This is a genomic window from Lutibaculum baratangense AMV1, assembly GCF_000496075.1.
GTDB classification, from domain to species: domain Bacteria; phylum Pseudomonadota; class Alphaproteobacteria; order Rhizobiales; family Tepidamorphaceae; genus Lutibaculum; species Lutibaculum baratangense.
The window spans coordinates 1-17,237 of sequence record NZ_AWXZ01000019.1 but is presented as its reverse complement, the minus strand read 5'-3'; the positions used below and the strand labels follow the sequence as shown (position 1 = coordinate 17,237).

The 17,237-nt window shown below is 68.9% G+C and carries 18 protein-coding genes; 11 read left to right on the top strand and 7 right to left on the bottom strand.

The window, feature by feature from the left end:
- The first annotated feature begins 62 nt into the window (after nucleotides 1–62).
- A complete protein-coding gene (gene ahcY / locus N177_RS07865) occupies nucleotides 63–1,481 on the top strand; it encodes an adenosylhomocysteinase (RefSeq protein WP_023431762.1) in 1,419 nt (472 codons plus the stop codon).
- A gap of 84 nt (nucleotides 1,482–1,565) precedes the next feature.
- Here ahcY and N177_RS07860 read toward each other — a convergent pair whose 3' ends face one another.
- Together N177_RS07860 and N177_RS21640 are read right to left on the bottom strand one after the other, a co-directional pair.
- The gene (locus tag N177_RS07860) at nucleotides 1,566–2,072 is read right to left on the bottom strand and encodes a hypothetical protein (protein ID WP_051402291.1); all 507 of its coding nucleotides are present in this window, start codon (nucleotides 2,070–2,072) and stop codon (nucleotides 1,566–1,568) included.
- Between the two features lie 56 nt (nucleotides 2,073–2,128).
- Nucleotides 2,129–2,302 (bottom strand): hypothetical protein, encoded by a 174-nt coding sequence (locus N177_RS21640; protein ID WP_023431760.1) that lies wholly within the window; start codon nucleotides 2,300–2,302, stop codon nucleotides 2,129–2,131.
- A gap of 341 nt (nucleotides 2,303–2,643) precedes the next feature.
- Here N177_RS21640 and N177_RS07855 point away from each other — a divergent pair, with 341 nt between their 5' ends.
- Nucleotides 2,644–3,678 (top strand): acyltransferase family protein, encoded by a 1,035-nt coding sequence (locus tag N177_RS07855; protein ID WP_023431759.1) that lies wholly within the window; start codon nucleotides 2,644–2,646, stop codon nucleotides 3,676–3,678.
- Between the two features lie 7 nt (nucleotides 3,679–3,685).
- Here N177_RS07855 and N177_RS07850 read toward each other — a convergent pair whose 3' ends face one another.
- Nucleotides 3,686–4,558, bottom strand: a complete 873-nt coding sequence (locus N177_RS07850; RefSeq protein WP_023431758.1) for an FkbM family methyltransferase — start codon at nucleotides 4,556–4,558, stop codon at nucleotides 3,686–3,688.
- Between the two features lie 116 nt (nucleotides 4,559–4,674).
- On the opposite strand from N177_RS07850, the gene polA reads away from it, so the two are divergent.
- The 4 genes from polA to N177_RS07830 all read left to right on the top strand — a co-directional run bounded on the left by polA (nucleotide 4,675) and on the right by N177_RS07830 (nucleotide 8,765).
- A complete protein-coding gene (gene polA / locus N177_RS07845) occupies nucleotides 4,675–7,614 on the top strand; it encodes a DNA polymerase I (RefSeq protein ID WP_023431756.1) in 2,940 nt (979 codons plus the stop codon).
- A 78-nt stretch (nucleotides 7,615–7,692) separates the two neighbouring features.
- Nucleotides 7,693–8,166 carry an SRPBCC family protein gene (locus N177_RS07840; RefSeq protein WP_023431755.1) on the top strand — a complete coding sequence of 158 codons (474 nt, stop codon included), beginning with the start codon at nucleotides 7,693–7,695 and terminating at the stop codon, nucleotides 8,164–8,166.
- Nucleotides 8,144–8,488 carry an ArsR/SmtB family transcription factor gene (locus N177_RS07835; protein WP_023431754.1) on the top strand — a complete coding sequence of 115 codons (345 nt, stop codon included), beginning with the start codon at nucleotides 8,144–8,146 and terminating at the stop codon, nucleotides 8,486–8,488. The genes N177_RS07840 and N177_RS07835 overlap by 23 nt, the downstream gene beginning before the upstream one ends.
- A gap of 88 nt (nucleotides 8,489–8,576) precedes the next feature.
- Entirely contained in the window at nucleotides 8,577–8,765 is a 189-nt protein-coding gene (locus tag N177_RS07830; protein ID WP_023431753.1) for a hypothetical protein, read from the top strand.
- A gap of 28 nt (nucleotides 8,766–8,793) precedes the next feature.
- Here the strand turns inward: N177_RS07830 and N177_RS21635 are convergent, their stop codons facing one another.
- Nucleotides 8,794–8,958, bottom strand: a complete 165-nt coding sequence (locus tag N177_RS21635; RefSeq protein WP_160170919.1) for a hypothetical protein — start codon at nucleotides 8,956–8,958, stop codon at nucleotides 8,794–8,796.
- Between the two features lie 120 nt (nucleotides 8,959–9,078).
- The gene (locus N177_RS07825; RefSeq protein ID WP_023431751.1) at nucleotides 9,079–9,879 is read right to left on the bottom strand and encodes a L,D-transpeptidase; all 801 of its coding nucleotides are present in this window, start codon (nucleotides 9,877–9,879) and stop codon (nucleotides 9,079–9,081) included.
- A 255-nt stretch (nucleotides 9,880–10,134) separates the two neighbouring features.
- On the opposite strand from N177_RS07825, the gene hisS reads away from it, so the two are divergent.
- From hisS to N177_RS07805, 4 genes are all read left to right on the top strand, one after another.
- Nucleotides 10,135–11,601 (top strand): histidine--tRNA ligase, encoded by a 1,467-nt coding sequence (gene hisS, locus N177_RS07820; protein WP_040485395.1) that lies wholly within the window; start codon nucleotides 10,135–10,137, stop codon nucleotides 11,599–11,601.
- Between the two features lie 88 nt (nucleotides 11,602–11,689).
- A complete protein-coding gene (locus N177_RS07815) occupies nucleotides 11,690–12,823 on the top strand; it encodes an ATP phosphoribosyltransferase regulatory subunit (RefSeq protein ID WP_023431749.1) in 1,134 nt (377 codons plus the stop codon).
- A complete protein-coding gene (gene hisG / locus N177_RS07810; protein WP_023431748.1) occupies nucleotides 12,820–13,794 on the top strand; it encodes an ATP phosphoribosyltransferase in 975 nt (324 codons plus the stop codon). The genes N177_RS07815 and hisG overlap by 4 nt, the downstream gene beginning before the upstream one ends.
- 233 nt (nucleotides 13,795–14,027) lie before the next feature.
- A complete protein-coding gene (locus N177_RS07805; protein ID WP_023431747.1) occupies nucleotides 14,028–14,330 on the top strand; it encodes a hypothetical protein in 303 nt (100 codons plus the stop codon).
- 52 nt (nucleotides 14,331–14,382) lie between these two features.
- Here N177_RS07805 and N177_RS07800 read toward each other — a convergent pair whose 3' ends face one another.
- On the bottom strand, nucleotides 14,383–15,186 hold the full coding sequence (locus tag N177_RS07800) for a DUF72 domain-containing protein (RefSeq protein WP_023431746.1): 804 nt from the start codon (nucleotides 15,184–15,186) through the stop codon (nucleotides 14,383–14,385).
- Nucleotides 15,187–15,324: 138 nt separating this feature from the next.
- On the opposite strand from N177_RS07800, the gene N177_RS07795 reads away from it, so the two are divergent.
- On the top strand, nucleotides 15,325–16,179 hold the full coding sequence (locus tag N177_RS07795) for a 2-keto-4-pentenoate hydratase (RefSeq protein ID WP_023431745.1): 855 nt from the start codon (nucleotides 15,325–15,327) through the stop codon (nucleotides 16,177–16,179).
- A gap of 42 nt (nucleotides 16,180–16,221) precedes the next feature.
- Here the strand turns inward: N177_RS07795 and N177_RS07790 are convergent, their stop codons facing one another.
- The gene (locus tag N177_RS07790) at nucleotides 16,222–17,073 is read right to left on the bottom strand and encodes a phosphatase PAP2 family protein (RefSeq protein WP_023431744.1); all 852 of its coding nucleotides are present in this window, start codon (nucleotides 17,071–17,073) and stop codon (nucleotides 16,222–16,224) included.
- Between the last annotated feature and the right edge of the window lie 164 nt (nucleotides 17,074–17,237).

Below are 17,237 nucleotides of genomic sequence, written 5' to 3'. Positions count from 1 at the left end.
CGCGCCTATTGCGCGCGCACCGGCTGCCGGGGGCGGTTGGAGGCAACGAGAAGGAAATTCACATGACTGCCGCAATGAAGCTCGACACGGCCGGCGACTACATCATCGCCGACATCGGACTGGCCGACTACGGCCGGAAGGAGATCGAGATCGCCGAGGCGGAGATGCCGGGCCTGATGGCGACGCGCGAGGAATACGGCACCTCGCAGCCCCTGAAGGGCGCCCGCATCGCCGGCTCGCTCCACATGACGATCCAGACGGCCGTTCTCATCGAGACGCTGAAGGCGCTCGGTGCCGACGTCCGCTGGGCCTCGTGCAACATCTATTCGACGCAGGACCACGCCGCGGCCGCGATCGCGGCGGCCGGGACGCCGGTCTTCGCCTGGAAGGGCGAGTCGATCGCCGACTACTGGGACTATACCCACAAGATCCTCGAGTGGCATGACGGCGGCACGCCGAACATGATCCTCGACGACGGCGGCGACGCGACGCTTCTCGTCCATCTCGGCAAGAAGGCCGAGAAGGATCCGAGCGTCCTCGACAACCCGCAGAACGAGGAGGAGCGCGAGCTCTTCAAGTCGATCCGCAAGACGCTCGCGACGAAGCCCGGCTGGTACTCCGAGCTCGCCAAGAGCATCAAGGGCGTCTCGGAGGAGACGACGACCGGCGTCCACCGCCTCTACCAGATGGCGAAGGAGGGCACGCTCAAGTTCCCGGCGATCAACGTGAACGACAGCGTCACGAAGTCGAAGTTCGACAACAAGTACGGCTGCCGCGAATCGCTCGTCGACTCGATCCGCCGCGCCACCGACGTGATGATGGCCGGCAAGGTGGCGGTCGTCGCGGGCTTCGGCGACGTCGGCAAGGGCTCGGCCGAGTCGTTCCGCAATGCGGGCTGCCGCGTCCTCGTGACCGAGACCGACCCGATCTGCGCCCTGCAGGCTGCGATGGAGGGCTACGAGGTCGTCACGATGGAGAACGCCGTGCCGCGCGGCGACATCTTCTGCACCGCCACCGGCAATGTCGACGTCATCACCGTCGACCACATGCGGGGCATGAAGGAGCGGGCGATCGTCTGCAACATCGGCCACTTCGATTCCGAGATCCAGATCGAGGGCCTGAACAACTTCAAGTGGACCGAGATCAAGCCGCAGGTCGACGAGGTCGAATTCCCGGACGGCAAGAAGATCACGATCCTCGCCAAGGGTCGGCTCGTGAATCTCGGCTGCGCCACCGGGCATCCGAGCTTCGTGATGTCGGCGTCGTTCACGAACCAGGTGATCGCGCAGATCGAGCTCTGGCAGAACAACGGCAAGTACCAGAACCAGGTCTACGTGCTGCCGAAGAGCCTCGACGAGAAGGTCGCGCAGCTCCACCTCGACAAGGTGGGCGCGCAGCTCACGCGGATGACCGAGAAGCAGTCGAACTATATCGGCGTGCCGGTCGAGGGGCCGCACAAGCCTGAGCACTACCGCTACTGAGCGGGAGGGCCCGAGGGTCGTGGCGCGAGCCGGGCCCTGCCGAGGCATGAAGGCGGCCCGGATGCGTTCCGGGCCGCCTTTCGTTCAGCGCTGCGCGAAGCTGATGTCGGTCGTCGTCGTGACGGGGCCGCCCGGCTCCACCTCGTCGTCGATGCGGACGGCGAAGCTGCCGTCGCCGGCATTCGTGATCGTCATCTGGGATTCGCGGTCGCCGTTGACGTCCTGGGGCCAGGTGATCACGAGGTGGATCGCATCCCCCTGCCTCTTCCCTGCGAGCCGGGCCGGGCCGATCTTCGAGCCGATATAGGTGCCGGTGTAGGTCCCCGTCGCCGGGTCGAGGGTCAGGTCCGCCCCGATCTTCCGGCTGAAGATGATGGCGGCGCGGCAGGTGCCGTCGATCGACACTCTCGTCGCGCCGGACTGGCCGTTCGCCGTGCACGACACCCGGTGATGGTTGTCTTTGGCATTTCGCTGGACGGTGCCGGAGCCGGCCCACTGGCCGTCGAACCGGCTGAGGAAGGCTTCCGGCGCGGCATAGGCCGCGCCGGAAAGCGAGGCGGCAACCAGGGCTGCCACGATTGGTCGGCGCATCGGATACCTCCTAAAGACAATGCTTGCGGAGGTAACGTTACGACAGGATGAAGGGTTCAGCGCGCCGTGGATTCGACCTGCACGCCGGTGGGCGGGGTGATGGCTTCCGCTTCAGGTGCCGTCGCGGCCCAACCGAGCGCAACGAGAGCGTAGAGAGAGACAAGAGCGATCGAGACGATTTTGGCCACGCGTCCGTGGTTGTCGTCGGCGGCCTCGGCCGGCGTCGTCATTTCAGCCCCCTTGAACGAGCTTGGGTGTGGATCGTGCGCATGTCAGCGCGGTCGGGTTAAGAACATGTAAGATTCGCGGCGGTTCCACGGCGGGAGGCGCTGGAGTCGCCGCTTTCGCGGCACCGTGTCCCCGATCCCACACCTTCCGAAGGGGAAGCCGCGGCCCCCAGCGCCGCGCGCTGCTCCAGGTCTGCCGCACCTGCGGAAGTGCGCACTTTCCGCGCGTCGCCTTATCCCTGTCTTAGCCTCTCCCGGACAAGGATCGGCTGGCACGCCATGTGCAGGCCGGAAGCCGAGGCCGCGCATCTCCCCGCGCGGCGTGCCAGGAAGGAACATCGCAGATGACCGCTTCTCATCCATCTGTCCCGCGGCGGGTCGACTGGGTGGACGTTGCGAAGGGCTTCTGCATCGTGATGGTCGTCATGATGCACTCCACCCTCGGCGTCGAGGCCGCGGCCGGGGCCACCGGATGGCTCCACCACGTCGTGGAGTTCGCCAAGCCGTTCCGGATGCCGGACTTCTTCCTCGTCGCGGGCCTGTTCCTCGCCCTGCGCATCGACCGGCCGTGGCGCGAGTACCTCGACGCGAAGGTCGTCCACTTCGCCTACTTCTACGTGCTGTGGGTGACGATCCAGTTCGCGATGAAGAGCCCGCCGATCCTTGCGGAATCGGGTGCGGAGGGTGTCGTCCGCGAATATCTGCTCGCGTATGTCGAGCCTTTCGGCACGCTCTGGTTCATCTACCTCCTGCCGATCTTCTTCGTGGTGACGAAGCTCCTGCGCCGGGTTCCGGTCGTCGCCGTGCTGGCGGTGGCGGCGGCGCTGGAGATCGCGCCGATCCACACCGGCTCCGTCGTCATCGACGAGTTCGCGGCACGCTACGTCTACTTCTATGCCGGCTACGCGCTCGCCCCCCACATCTTCGCCTTCGCGAGCCGGATCGCCGGGCGGCCCGCCCTGGGACTCGCCTATCTCGGCGTCTGGGGCGTCGTGAATGGCACGCTCGTCGCGCAGGGCGTCGCAGACATGCCGTTCGTCGGCCTGGCGCTGGGCACAGTCGGAGCGATCGCCGTCGTCACCTTCTCCGTTCTGCTCGTCGGGACGGCGGCGGCCGAACCGCTGCGCTACTGCGGCGAGCGCTCGATCGTCATCTACCTCGCCTTCTTCGTCTTCATGGCGGGAAGCCGCGTCGTGCTCCTGAAGACCGGCATCATCCCCGACCTCGGCACCGTGTCGCTGATCGTGACGGCGGCGGGCGTCGTGGGGCCGCTCGTCCTGGCGGCGATCGTCAGGCCGACGCCGCTCGCCTTCCTCTTCCGCCGTCCTGCCTGGACGCGGATCGACCGGCGCGAGCCGAAGCTCGTGCCGGCGGAGTGAGGGAGGCTCAGGACCCGCTGCCGGCGGAATCCGCCTTGTTCGCTCCCGCGAGAGCGAGCAAGGCGTGCGAGAATGCGAAGGTGTTCTCGCCGCGCCTCACATAGTCCCTCGGGACACGGGTCAGCACACTGAGGATCGCATGGGCGGTGCCGCGCCAGTGAAAACCGGCGTCGTGGTCCTCCCAGATGATCGCGGGGACATCGTCGGCCCAACCCGTGTTCGACCGGAAAAGCTCGACCTCGAACCCTTCGATGTCGAGCTTCACGATCAGCGGCGCCTGGTGCGGCCGCCGGGCGAGGAGCTCGGGCACGGTGACGGCCGCGACCTCGCCGTCGTCGCTCTCGCTCGTCTCCCAGCCCCAGGGCTGCCCGCCGGGATTGGAAAGCGAGACGGCGACGTTGCGGTCGGAGATCGCCGCGTGCACCGGTATGATCTCTTCGTACGGCGCCGCGTTCCTCTGGAGGATCGCGAAGTTCGCGGGCTCGGGCTCGACTGCATAGATCCGCGCCCTCGGGAAGTGCCTCGCGAACCAGATGCTCGCGAGCCCGATATTGGCGCCGGCATCGACGATCACCGGCTCCTTCCCCTGATCCACGAGCGCGCGGTAGTGTGCGTCGAGCCGCCGGGCATATTCCCGCCACCTGATTTCGTATTCCCGCCTGCCGAAGACCTGGTTCAGGATGCTGACGTCGCTCGTCCCGGGCCGGTAGTGGATGGGGTGGGGCAGGGCGTGCAGGCGGATCGTCGCGCTCTTCCCGCCCCTGCTGGCGGCAGGCTGTAAGGGAAGTTCGGCCCACGAGGCCCGCGCGATCGCCGCGGGAGAGGCCCGGCGAGACAACGACGTCAGGATCCTCAGGTGTCGGACGAGTTGGCTGCGCATCTGTTCCTCTTCAGGGCGGTCACCTTCCAATACCAGACACCCTCGAGGCTCCACAGACGGAAGGGACGGCTTTTCGACACTCGCAATGAGCGACCGCAGAGGGCATATTCCGCCCCATGCCCGAGCACCAGAAGCGCCCCGTCACCGCCGGCGACCATCTCTACCTCGTCGACGGCTCCGCATACATCTTCCGCGCCTATCACGCGCTGCCGCCGCTGACGCGGAAGTCCGACGGCCTGCCGGTGGGCGCCGTCCACGGCTTCTGCAACATGCTGTGGAAGCTCCTGCGCGAGGCCGACGGCGAGACGCCGACCCATCTCGCCGTCATCTTCGACCATTCGGCGCACTCGTTCCGCAACGAGATCTACTCCGACTACAAGGCCCATCGCCCGGAGCCGCCGGAGGATCTGAGGCCGCAGTTCCAGATCATCCGCGACGCGACGCGCGCTTTCAACGTCCACTGCATCGAGCAGAAGGGCTACGAGGCCGACGACCTGATCGCGACCTACGCCTGCGAGGCGCGGGAGGCCGGCGCGACCGTCACGATCGTCTCGTCCGACAAGGACCTGATGCAGCTCGTCGGCGACGGCATCGAGATGTACGACCAGATGAAGGACAAGCGCATCGGCGTGGCCGAGGTCGTCGAGAAGTTCGGCGTCGAGCCGCGCCTCGTGCGCGACGTCCAGGCCCTGGCCGGCGATTCGATCGACAACGTGCCCGGCGTGCCCGGCATCGGCGTGAAGACGGCGGCCCAGCTGATCCTCGAATATGGCGACCTCGAGTCGCTGCTCGCGCGTGCGGAGGAGATCAAGCAGCCGAAGCGCAGGCAGAACCTGATCGAGCACGCCGAGATGGCCCGCCTCTCCCGCAAGCTCGTCGAGCTCGACTGCCACATGCCGCTCGACGTGCCACTCGACGAGCTCGGCGTGCAGGAGCCGGACCCGCGCCGGCTGCTCGCCTTCCTCAAGGCGATGGAGTTCACGACCATCACCCGCCGCGTCGGCGCGGCAACGGGCGTCGACCCGGACGAGATCGAGCCCGGCGAGGTGTCGATCGCGCATTGGGAGGGGGCGAAGCCCGAGGCTCCGCCGGCCGAGGCCGCCCCCGAGGGCAAGGGCGAGCCGGCGCCGGAGCAGCGCAGCACGGCCGCGGCGGACGGCGTCTGCGCGGCGGTCTTCGCCGCCGAGGCCGCCGTGAAGGATCTGCCCTTCGACCATGCAAGCTACGAGACCGTCACGACCCTTGACCGTCTCGACACCTGGATCGCCGAGGCACTGGCGCAGGGGCACGTCGCCGTCGACACCGAGGCGACCTCGCTCTTCCCGATGGAGGCGGAACTCGTCGGCGTCTCGCTCGCGACCGCGCCGGGCCGCGCCTGCTACGTGCCGCTCGCCCACCGGAAGGCCGACGGCCTCTTCGAGGGCGACGGCGCAGACCTGCAGCAGGTCCCCATGGCGGAGGCGCTGCAGCGGCTCAAGGTCCTGCTCGAGGATCCGGGCACGCTCAAGATCGCCCAGAACATGAAGTACGACTGGCTGCTGCTGAAGCGATGCGGGATCGACATCGCACCGTTCGACGACACGATGCTGATCTCCTACGCTTTCGAGGCGGGGCGGCGTGCGCACGGCATGGACGAACTGTCGAAACGCTATCTCGGCCACACGCCCATCGCCTACAAGGACGTCGCCGGCTCCGGAAAGAGCCAGGTGACCTTCGATCTCGTGGATGTCGCGCGGGCGACCGAATACGCCGCCGAGGACGCCGACGTGACGCTCAGGCTCTGGACGGTGCTGAAGCCGCGCCTCGTCGACGGGAAGGTCGTGACCGTCTACGAGACGCTCGAGCGCCCCCTCGTCACCGTGCTCGCCCGGATGGAGCAGGAGGGCGTCGAGGTCGACCGGGCGATGCTCGCCCGCCTGTCGTCCGATCTCGCCCAGTCGGCCGCCCGCGTCGAGGACGAGATCTACGAGCTCGCGGGAGAGCGCTTCACCATCGGCTCGCCGAAGCAGCTCGCCGAGATCCTGTTCGGCAAGATGGGGCTGCCCGGCGCGCGCAAGACGAAGACCGGCGCCTGGACGACGGGGGCGAGCGTTCTGGAGGATCTCGCCGCCGAGGGCCATGCCCTCCCGGCCAAGGTCCTCGAATGGCGGCAGATCACGAAGCTGAAGTCCACCTACACCGACGCGCTGCCGGGCTACATCAACAGGGACACGGGCCGCGTCCACACCTGCTACTCGATGGCCTCGACCACGACGGGCCGCCTGTCGTCGTCGGAGCCGAACCTGCAGAACATCCCCGTTCGCACGGAGGAGGGGCGGAAGATCCGCAAGGCCTTCGTCGCGCCGAAGGGCATGAAGCTCGTCTCCGCCGACTACAGCCAGATCGAGCTCCGCATCCTCGCCCACATGGCCGAGATCCCGCAGCTCGTGACGGCGTTCGAGGAGGGGCTCGACATCCACGCCATGACGGCGTCGGAGATGTTCTCCGTGCCGATCGAGGGCATGGACCCGTCCGTCCGGCGGCGCGCGAAGGCGATCAATTTCGGCATCATCTACGGCATCTCGGCCTTCGGTCTCGCGAACCAGCTCGGCATCCCGCGCGGCGAGGCGGGCGATTACATCAGGCGCTACTTCGAGCGCTTCCCCGGCATCCGCGACTACATGGACTCCACCAAGGCCTTCGCGAAGGCGAACGGCTACGTGACGACGCTCTTCGGCCGCAAGGCGCATTTCCCGAACATCAACACGGGCTCCGCCGCCGAGCGCGCCTTCCTCGAGCGCGCGGCGATCAACGCGCCGATCCAGGGCTCCGCGGCCGACATCATCCGCCGCGCCATGATCCGCATGGAGGAGGCGCTGCACGTGGCCGGCTCGCCCGCGCGCATGCTCCTGCAGGTGCATGACGAACTGATCTTCGAAGTGCCGGAGGATGCGGTCGCCGACACGATCCCGCTCATCCGCAAGGTGATGGAGGAGGCAGCCCTGCCGGCCGTCCAGCTGAAGGTGCCGCTGCAGGTCGACGCGCGGGCCGCCGACAACTGGGACGAGGCGCACTGACGGAGCGGGTAGGGCAACCCAAAGGTTGCGCATGGGTCCGGAGTGTGTCACTCATTGTGCAACCTGGAGGTTGCGCTTATGGAAAAGATCATCGACACCACCGACCGCATCGAGAAGACGATCGAGATCGCCGCACCTGTCGAGAGGGTGTGGCAGGCGCTGACGGACCACCGCGAGTTTGGCCAGTGGTTCAGGGTAACGCTCGACATGCCGTTCGTGCCGGGAGAGGTCGCGCGCGGCAAGGTGGCCTATCCCGGCTTCGAGCATATCGGGTTCGAGGTGACGGTCGCGGCGATGGAGCGGCCGGGTTACTTCGCCTTCCGGTGGCATCCCTATCCTGCGGATCCGCAGGTCGACTATTCGCAGGAGGAGCCGACACTGGTCGAGTTCCGGCTCGAGCCCGTGGAGGCGGGGACGCGGCTGACCGTGGTCGAATCGGGCTTCGACAGGCTACCGAAGCATCGGATGCCGGAAGCCTTCCGCATGAACGAGGGCGGCTGGGAGCAGCAGGTGAAGAACATCAAGGCACATGTCGAGGCTCCCGGCACATAGCGAGTTCGATCCGGCGGCGGTCTTCGCCGCGCTCGGCGACCCCACGCGGCTCTCCCTCCTCGCCCGGCTGAGCGAGGGCGAGCCACGCTCGATCTCGGCCCTGTCGGCCGATACGGCGATGACCCGTCAGGCGGTGACGAAGCACTTGCGGGTGCTCGAGGGGAGCGGCCTCGTCACGAGCCAGCGCGCGGGCCGGGAGAGCCTCTATGCCTTCCAGGCGGAGCCGCTCATCGCGGCGCGCGCCTATCTCGACCGCGTCTCCGGCCAGTGGGACGATGCGCTCGACCGCCTGAAGCGGTTCGTGGAGGACGGCACCTCATGATGCCGGGCGGATCGCCTTGCCTGCCCGACCATGCCGCGCCGGAGGCCGGCGGCGCGGCCGCCTCGAGACTCACGGCCCAGAGAATACCATGGACCTCTTCGCACGCCTTCTGATGCGGGCCGCCATGTGGGTGCGGCACCCGCCGTCGACGCGCACGCTGATCACGGTGTTCGCGGCGATCGCCATCGCCCTCGCGCTGGCGGGCATCGAGACGTTCGTGGGCTGGCCCGACTGGCTCACGGCCGACAGGGTACGCCATCCCTTGGGCATGCGCTGATCGTCGTGGGGCGCGCGCGGGCAGGCCTTCAGAAGCAGCCGGCGATCGCGCCGAGGATGCGCTCGACATAGACGCCGTCGCCGAACTTGAGCCAGAGAACCGTCCCGGCGAAGAGCAGTGCCGCGAAGACGGCCGCGCTCCCGAGGATCGGCGGCGTCCAGGCAGGCTCGGGTTCGGGGGCTCGTGGGTCCATGCCGGGCAATGTGCTCCCCGGAGGTGCCCGATGCAAGGCGGTGTCCGACGCAGCTTGCGCAAGTGAAACGGGCGGCTCCCTCTGGGGGAGGCCGCCCGCTCTACGCGTGATCGTGGGAGGTCAGCTCACGATCACCTTCGTGCCTACTTTAACGCGATTGTAGAGATCGATCACGTCCTCATTTCGCATGCGGATGCATCCGGAGGAGACGGCCCGACCGATCGTCCAGGGCTCGTTCGAGCCATGAATGCGATAAAGCGTTGATCCGAGGTAAAGAGCGCGCGCACCGAGCGGGTTGTTGGGGCCGCCGACCATATGCTTCGGCAGTCCCGGCTGGCGCTTGCGCATCTCCGGCGGCGGCGTCCAGCCCGGCCACTCGGCCTTGCGCGTGACGCTGTGCGTGCCGGCCCACTCGAAGCCGGGGCGGCCGACGCCGACGCCGTAGCGGCGCGCCGTGCCGTCGCCCTCGACGAGGTAGAGGAACTTCTCGTTCGTATCGATGACGATCGTGCCCGGCGCATGCCGGCCGGAATAGGGCACGACCGTCGGCAGGTAGCGCTCGTCGATCTGCGGTCGCACAGCGGCCTGGGCGCGGGCGCTCGGATGCACGGCCGCCTCGCGACGATAGGTGGTGGTGGAGCGTCGCGGCTCCGGGGCCTGGACCATCGGAGCGGCACGATAGGGCTGGTCCGGAGAGCGGTGCCAGCGCGGCTCGACCCGCGCCGCCTGCCGGTGGTCCTGTCCGGGCGTGCGGAAGCGGGGCTGCGGCACCTCACGGTGGCGGTAGGCCGCCTGCGGCTGCGCGCTCTGCCCCGTCAGGGCGTTCATCAGGGCCGGGAAGGGCATCTGCGACTGGGCCGATGCCGGCAGGGCGAACAGCGCGGCGCCCAGCGCCAGCGCCGAGAAGGCGATCTTCTTCATGTCGGACGCACTCTCACCTGTTCTCACGGGATCGGTGGCGGGACCCACCGAATGTCCGGAGAACCTAGGGGCCGGGCGGGAACGGCCCAGTTAAGCCGATGATCCGACTCGGCTTCTTTCGAGTCCCAGGGTTGACGAGGCGTTTGTCCGCATCGTTACCGGCTTCTTGCCGCTACCGGCCCTTTGCTCTAGGAAGGCCACGCGATGCCGGGGCGTCAGCCTGCGGACCCAGTCCTCTCTTCATTCAAGAACACGATGGCCAAGACCGACAAGGCGGACCGGCTGAAGGCGCGACTTCCCCGCGGCCTCCAGGACCTCGAGAGCGACAGCCTGCGCGTCACCCACGCGACGCTGCAGAAGATCCGCGCCGTGTTCGAGCGCTACGGCTTCGATCCGCTCGAGACGCCGGCGATCGAATACACCGACGCGCTCGGCAAGTTCCTGCCCGACCAAGACCGGCCGAACGAGGGCGTGTTCTCGTTCCAGGACGACGACGAGCAGTGGCTGAGCCTGCGCTACGACCTGACGGCGCCGCTGGCCCGTTTCGTCGCCGAGAATTTCGATCGCCTGCCGAAGCCCTATCGCAGCTACCGCAACGGCTACGTCTTCCGCAACGAGAAGCCGGGGCCGGGGCGCTTCCGCCAGTTCATGCAGTTCGACGCCGACACGGTCGGCGCGCCGTCGGTCGGCGCCGACGCCGAGATCTGCATGATGGCGGCCGACACGATGGACGCGCTGGGGCTTCAGGGCCAGTACGTCGTGCGCGTGAACAACCGCAAGGTGCTCGACGGCGTGATGGAGGCGGTCGGCCTCGCGGGCGACGAGCATGCCGCGACGCGGCTGACCGTGCTCCGGGCGATCGACAAGCTCGACCGGCTGGGCCTCGACGGCGTGCGCGCGCTCCTCGGCGAGGGCCGCAGGGACGAGAGCGGCGACTTCACGAAGGGCGCGGCACTGGAGGCCGAAAGCGTCGCCGTGATCATGGGCTATCTCGAGACGGGGCTCGAGCTGCCTGAGCTGCGCGGCACGGTGGCCGGCGCCGAGGGCGTGGCGGAGCTCGCCCAGATCGAGGCGCTGATCGAGGCGTCGGGCTATTCCGACCGCGTGAAGATCGACCCCAGCGTCGTGCGCGGCCTCGAATACTACACGGGCCCGGTCTACGAGGTGGAGCTGACCTTCGAGACGGTGAACGAGAGGGGCGAGACGGCGCGCTTCGGCTCGGTCGCCGGCGGCGGGCGCTATGACGGGCTGGTCGCGCGCTTCCGCGGCGAAAAGGTCCCGGCGACGGGCTTCTCGATCGGCGTGTCGCGGCTGCTCGCGGCGCTCGGGGCGCTCGGCCGGCTGGAGCAGACGAATGTACCGGGGCCGGTCGTCGTCCTCGTGATGGACAAGGACCAGACGGCGGTCTACCAGCGCATCGTGTCGGAGCTCAGGGCTGCCGGCATCCGCGCGGAGATGTATCTCGGCGGCTCCGGCATGAAGGCGCAGATGAAATATGCCGACCGCCGCGGCAGCTCATGCGTCGTCATCCAGGGCGGCGACGAGCGCGAGCGCGGCGTCGTGCAGGTCAAGGACCTGATCGAGGGCGCGAAGGCGGCCGAGACGATCGCCGACCACGAGGAGTGGCGCGAGGCGCGGCCCGCCCAGGTCGAGGTGCCGGTGACGGAGATCGTCGCGACGGTGCGAGGCATCCTCGCGCGGCACGGGCTCGACGGCCGGTGAGCCTGCCGCGCTCATCAGACGCTTGAGATTTCGCCGCCGGTCTGCCAACGGAAGGGCCGGCGACCTCCACGACCCGACGGATTTCCCAATGACGCCAGCCGCACGAGACAATGCCGAGCGCCGGGCGCTCATCGACCTCTTGGCGTCGCGCCACCATCTCGTGACCGAGCCCGCGATACTGCAGCCGGCCACTGTTTTCCTCGACCTCACCGGCGAGGACATCCGCCGCAGGCTCTATCTCGTGCAGGACCCCGAAGGCCGGGAACTCTGCCTCAGGCCCGACTACACGATCCCCGTCAGCCGTGCCCACCTGGCCGAGGGCCGGGCCGAGCGGCCGGCGCGATACGCCTACATGGGACCGGTCTTCCGCTACCGGCCCAGTGGCGCGGGGCCTGGCGAGTTCACGCAGGCGGGCGTGGAGATCTATGGAGCGCCCGATCCCGAGGCGACCGATGCGGAGGTCATGTCGCTCGCGCTCGAGGCCGTGCGGCTCTTCGGGCTCGAGCGGCCGGCGCTCCGGATCGGGGACCCTTCGATCCTCATGCGCTTCGTCGAGGAGCTGAAGCTGCCGGAGCCGTGGCCGCGGCGCCTCCGGGCGGGCTTCGGTCGCAATGGCGGCGTTCTCGACGTGCTGCGCCAGGCGGCGAACCCGCCTCCCGCCAACGACAGGGCACGCTTCCTCGCCGCGCTCGCGAGGGGCGATCAGGGCGCGGCGCGGGCAGCCGTCGAGGAGATGGTCTCGATCGCCGGCATCGCGCCGGTCGGCGGCCGGACGCCGGAGGAGATCGCGCAGCGTCTCGTCGAGCAGGCCGAGCTCGCGGTGGCGGGCGGCCTGGACGAGCGGGCGATCGCGCTCCTCCAGGAGGTCGCGGGCGTGCGCGGTGGCCCGCGCGAGGCGCTCGACCGCCTCGAAACGCTCGCCCGCGCGGCCGGCGTCGAGGTGGGCGCGGCGCTCCAGTCCTGGCACCGCCGGCTCGACGCGCTCGAGGCGAGCGGCGCCGGCGCGGCCGCCATGGAGTTCGTCGGCGATTTCGGCCGGCGCCTCGACTACTACACGGGCTTCGTCTTCGAGATCGACGATCCGGCGCGGCCGGAGGTGGGGCCGATGGTGGGCGGGGGGCGCTACGACCGGCTCCTGAGCCTGCTCGGGGCGCCCGAGGAGGTCGCCGCCGTCGGCTGCTCGATCTGGATCGACCGGCTGGAGCAGGGGAGGGCGCAGTGAGCGCGGATTCGCTGATCATCGCGGTGCCGTCCAAGGGGCGCCTGCAGGAGAATGCAGACGCCTTCTTCGCGCGCGCCGGCCTCGTCGTCGAGCGCGGCCGTGGCGCGCGCGACTATCGCGGCTCGTTCAAGGGCATTCCCGACGTCGAGGTGTGGTTCCTCTCCGCTTCCGAGATCGCCCGCGAACTGGCCGAAGGGAAGATTCACCTCGGCGTGACGGGCGAGGACCTCCTGCGGGAGCAGATCCCCGAGACCGAGCGCGCCGTCGAGCTCGTGACGCCGCTCGGCTTCGGTTATGCGCGCGTCGTGGTGGCGGTGCCGCAGCTCTGGATCGACGTCCGCACGATGGCGGACCTCGACGACGTGGCGCAGGGCTTCCGCGCCCGACACGGCCGGCGGCTGCGGGTGGCGACGAAATACGTGAACCTGACGCGCGCCTTCTTCTCCCGTCACGCGGTCGGCGACTACCGGATCGTCGAGAGCGCGGGCGCCACCGAAGGTGCCCCGGCCTCGGGCGCGGCCGACCTGATCGTCGACATCACGACGACCGGAGCGACGCTTGCCGCGAACGCCCTGAAGGTGCTCGACGACGGGCTGATCCTCGCGAGCGAGGCGCATCTGACGGCCTCCCTCACGGCTTCCTGGACCCCTGAGCGGCTCGGCTCGCTGCGGACGATCCTCGACCGCATCTCCGCAGAGGAGCGCGCCCGCACGACCCGAGAGGTCCGCGCCGCCCTGCCGGCGACAGCGGATCCGGCCGTTCTCGCCGCAGAGAACGGCGCTGACCTCCTCGCCCACGAGGCGGGGCGGGCGGTCTTCCACTGCCCGAAGGGGGCGATACACGAACTCGCGGCCGCGCTGATCGCCGCCGGCGCGACGGCCGTCGGCACGGCGTCGCTCGACTACGTCTTCCGCGCGACGAACCCGCTCTTCGACCGGGTGACGGCGAGGCTGGCGGACTTGCAACGCTAGTGCTTCGGCACCGTGGCTGCAGCTTGAATCCCGTTGCGCGCCGGCCGGCTCCGTTGCAGATTGTACGCGTCGGACGGAGGTCCGGCCTGACGAGACGCGACGGTCGCGCACTTCTTTAAGCGGCCGTCACCGCGTTCCCCCGCAAGCCAAAACTCTCCGCCTCGAGCCAGCGCGAGGGCCTCTCGCGTGTTCGGCCGCCGTGTGACCCACGCGGCCTTCGAGGTGCTGCCAAAATGTCGTTCCTGCTTTCCGTGATCGCCTTCTCGGTGGTGACGTTCGCCTTCCTCGTGGTCGAGCGGATCTACCGTTCTCCGACGAAGCCGCAGTGGCTCGATCGCGAGATCGTCGCCATGCCGATCTGCGTCGGCTTCACCGCCGCCTTCGCCGGCTCCTTCGGGGCCGTTCTGGCCTCCGCCCTCTTACTGCCGCTGCCGATCTGGGGCGACGTCGCGAGTGCCATAGTCGTCGTGGTGGCGGCCATGCTCGCGATGCGGGCGCTGTTCCGACTGATCAGCCCGCGCCGCCTCGCGCACTGAGAGGGTAACGCGCGCCGGAGGCGGGGGCACCGCCGGCGGGGCTCGACGAACCTCAGGAGCTCAGCCTCGCGATGAGCTCCATGGCCGCTGCCGGCGCGCGCACCTTCCCCTCGTGAATGACATAGGCGAAGACGTCGCGCGGCCGCCTGTCCGCCGGCTCGCCCACCGTCGGAAGGTCCTCCGGCACGCCGCCTCCGGCCCAGACCTTCAGGCGTTCCGACCATGCGTCGAGCGCGGCCGGCTCGTAGCCCGTCGCAACGTCGTCGCGCCCCGTCTGCAGCCGGGCGTAGACGAAGTCGCCGATCGGGTCGGCGATCGCGGGGTAGCTCGCGTGGTCGGCATAGACGACAGGGATTTCGTGGCGCCTCAGAAGCGCGACGAACTCCGGGACACAGAAGGAGGGGTGGCGCACCTCGACCACGTGGCGCAGCCTCAGCCCGTCCGCCTCTTTCGGCAGGAGCTCGAGAAACGCCTCGAAATCCGCCTCGTCGAAACGCTTCGTCGGGGCGAACTGCCAGAGGATGGGACCGAGCCTGTCTCCCATCTCGGTGATGCCGCTCTCGATGAAGCGCCTGACCGAGTCGCCGCCCTCCGCGACGACCCGCCGGTTCACCGCGTAGCGCGGGCCCTTGAGGGAGAAGACGAAGCCGTCCGGCGTTTCGGACGCCCATTTCCGGAACGTCGCCGGGCTCTGCGAGCGGTAGAACGTGCCGTTGATCTCGATCGAGGTCAGGTGCTCGGCCGCGTAGGCCAGTTCCTTCGTCTTCGGCAGCTTCTCGGGATAGAACGTGCCGCGCCAGGGCTCGAAGATCCAGCCGCCGATGCCGCAGCGGATGGTGCCCGATGTCTTCGACATGAAATATCCCTTTCGATGCGGTCCGGCGGAGAGGGACGATGAGACGGGCGGCGCCCCTTGTCCACCCGCTTCGCGATGCACGATAAGGTCTGACTGCGTCGGCCGCGCGCGCGGCGAAATAGGGGGAGGAGAGGACGCATGCGCATGAGCGCCATGACGGGGATGACGGCGGCGCTGGCCATGGCGTCCGCCCTTGCGACCGGCGCACGGGCAGCGTGCCCGGACGACACCGCGGTGGCGCGGCTCGCCGCCGACCTGCTGACGAAGACGCCGGCTCAGGCCCTCGAGGTCGAGACGATGGAGGACGCGCTCTGCGCGCAGGACAAGCTCGTGCGGGCGCTGGCGGCCGAGTTCGGGCCGCCTGTCGGCCACAAGGCGGGCCTCACGAGCGAGCCCGCGCAACGCATGTTCGGCGTGAGCGAACCCGTGCGCGGGCGCCTGTTCGGGCGGGCGATGCTCGAGAGCGGCGCGTCCGTGCCCGCGCTCCACGGCGCGGTGCCGCGCTTCGAGGCCGATCTCGTCGTCGTCGTGGCCGGCGAGGGCCTGAACGAAGCGGAGACGCCGCTCGAGGCCCTCGGGCACCTGTCGGCCGTGCACCCCTTCATCGAGCTGCCGGATCTCGTGGTCGCCGATCCGAGGGGCCTCGATGGGCCGACGCTCACGGCGATCAATGTCGGCGCCCGCATGGGCGTCCTCGGCGAGCCGGTTCCGGTGGAGGCATCGCAGGCCTTCCTCGACGCGCTGGCGGATATGACCGTCGTCGTGATGGCGCAGGACGGCGAGACGCTGTCGAGCGCGCCGGGGGCGGCCATCCTCGGCCAGCCGATCGAGGCGGTCCTGTGGCTGAGGCGCGCGGGCGTCGTCTTCGAGGCGGGCGACCTCGTCAGCCTCGGCTCGTTCGGCCCGCTGATGGAGCCGAAGCCCGGGCTGACGGCGACGGTCACCTATGAGGGCCTCGCCGGCAGCCCGAGCGTCAGCGTGACGTTCGAGTGAGGACGGCGCGGCCGGGAGGGGCCGCACCGGGAGCGCAGGGCCTCAGAGGTGCCGCGTCCACCATGCGGCATAGGCCTCCGAGCCCCCGTCATTGACGATCACGCGGGGCGGCGAGTTGTTCCCCGCCACGTCGATCTCGATGCGGTCACTGTCAAAGCTGTGGAAGCGCATCCGCACCTCTTCCCCATAGGTGAGCATCTGCTCCTCGAGGATGCCGACCGCCACGCGCTCGCCGAGCCGGACCGAGTCGTAGTAGTCGCTGTAATAGTGGACGCCCGCCATGTTGCGGCCGATCGCGACGTTGGCGGCGAGCTTGTTGAGCTCGCCCTCGATCGTCTCGCCCTTTGCGGTGCGGCCCTTGTTCTCGAGCCTAGCCCCGTCCGTGGTCGGGACATGGACGTCGAGCGGCCAGGGATGCCGTTTCCAGTCGCTGTCCACCGTGTCGAAGAAGGCCTTGAGGATCGTCACACAGCCGCCCGCAACCGTGGCGTGGCCGGCGCGCGGGCTCTCCCAGGCGCGCCAGGTCGCCTTCTGCCAGCCTGCGCTTCCCCGCATCTCGACATGGAAGGTCTTCGGCAGCGTCACCGGCCCGTTCGGCGCCATCCGCGGGTCACTGCTCGTCAGGTTGTCGAACCATTTCGACGATCCGTGGTTGATCGCCTCGACGAGGCGCTCGTAGTCCTGCGGCCGTTTCAGAAGGCCGCAGCCGTCGTGCTCGAGCCCCTTCGTGAAGTTCGTGACGTAGCTCCCGGCATACGCCCCCTCCTCGCCGTTCGTCGTGGTCGTTCCGGGCCCTCGGCCGGGGGCGAGCCCGAATGCCTGCCCGCGAATGCTGTCCGAGAGCGATGCTCGCGACGGCCCGGCGGGCGCGGGTTTCGGATTCCTGATCGGCATGTTCTTCCTCCCTGGCTCTCACGCGCGTGCCACCCGTTGGACCGCGCGTGCAGCGCCAGAAAGAATACACGTATAAGTTGTAGATGGACAAGAGGCTCGTGCTGCCTTCGCTCATCCCCTCGCGAACGAAAAAGGGGCGGTGCTGAAGCACCGCCCCTCAGACT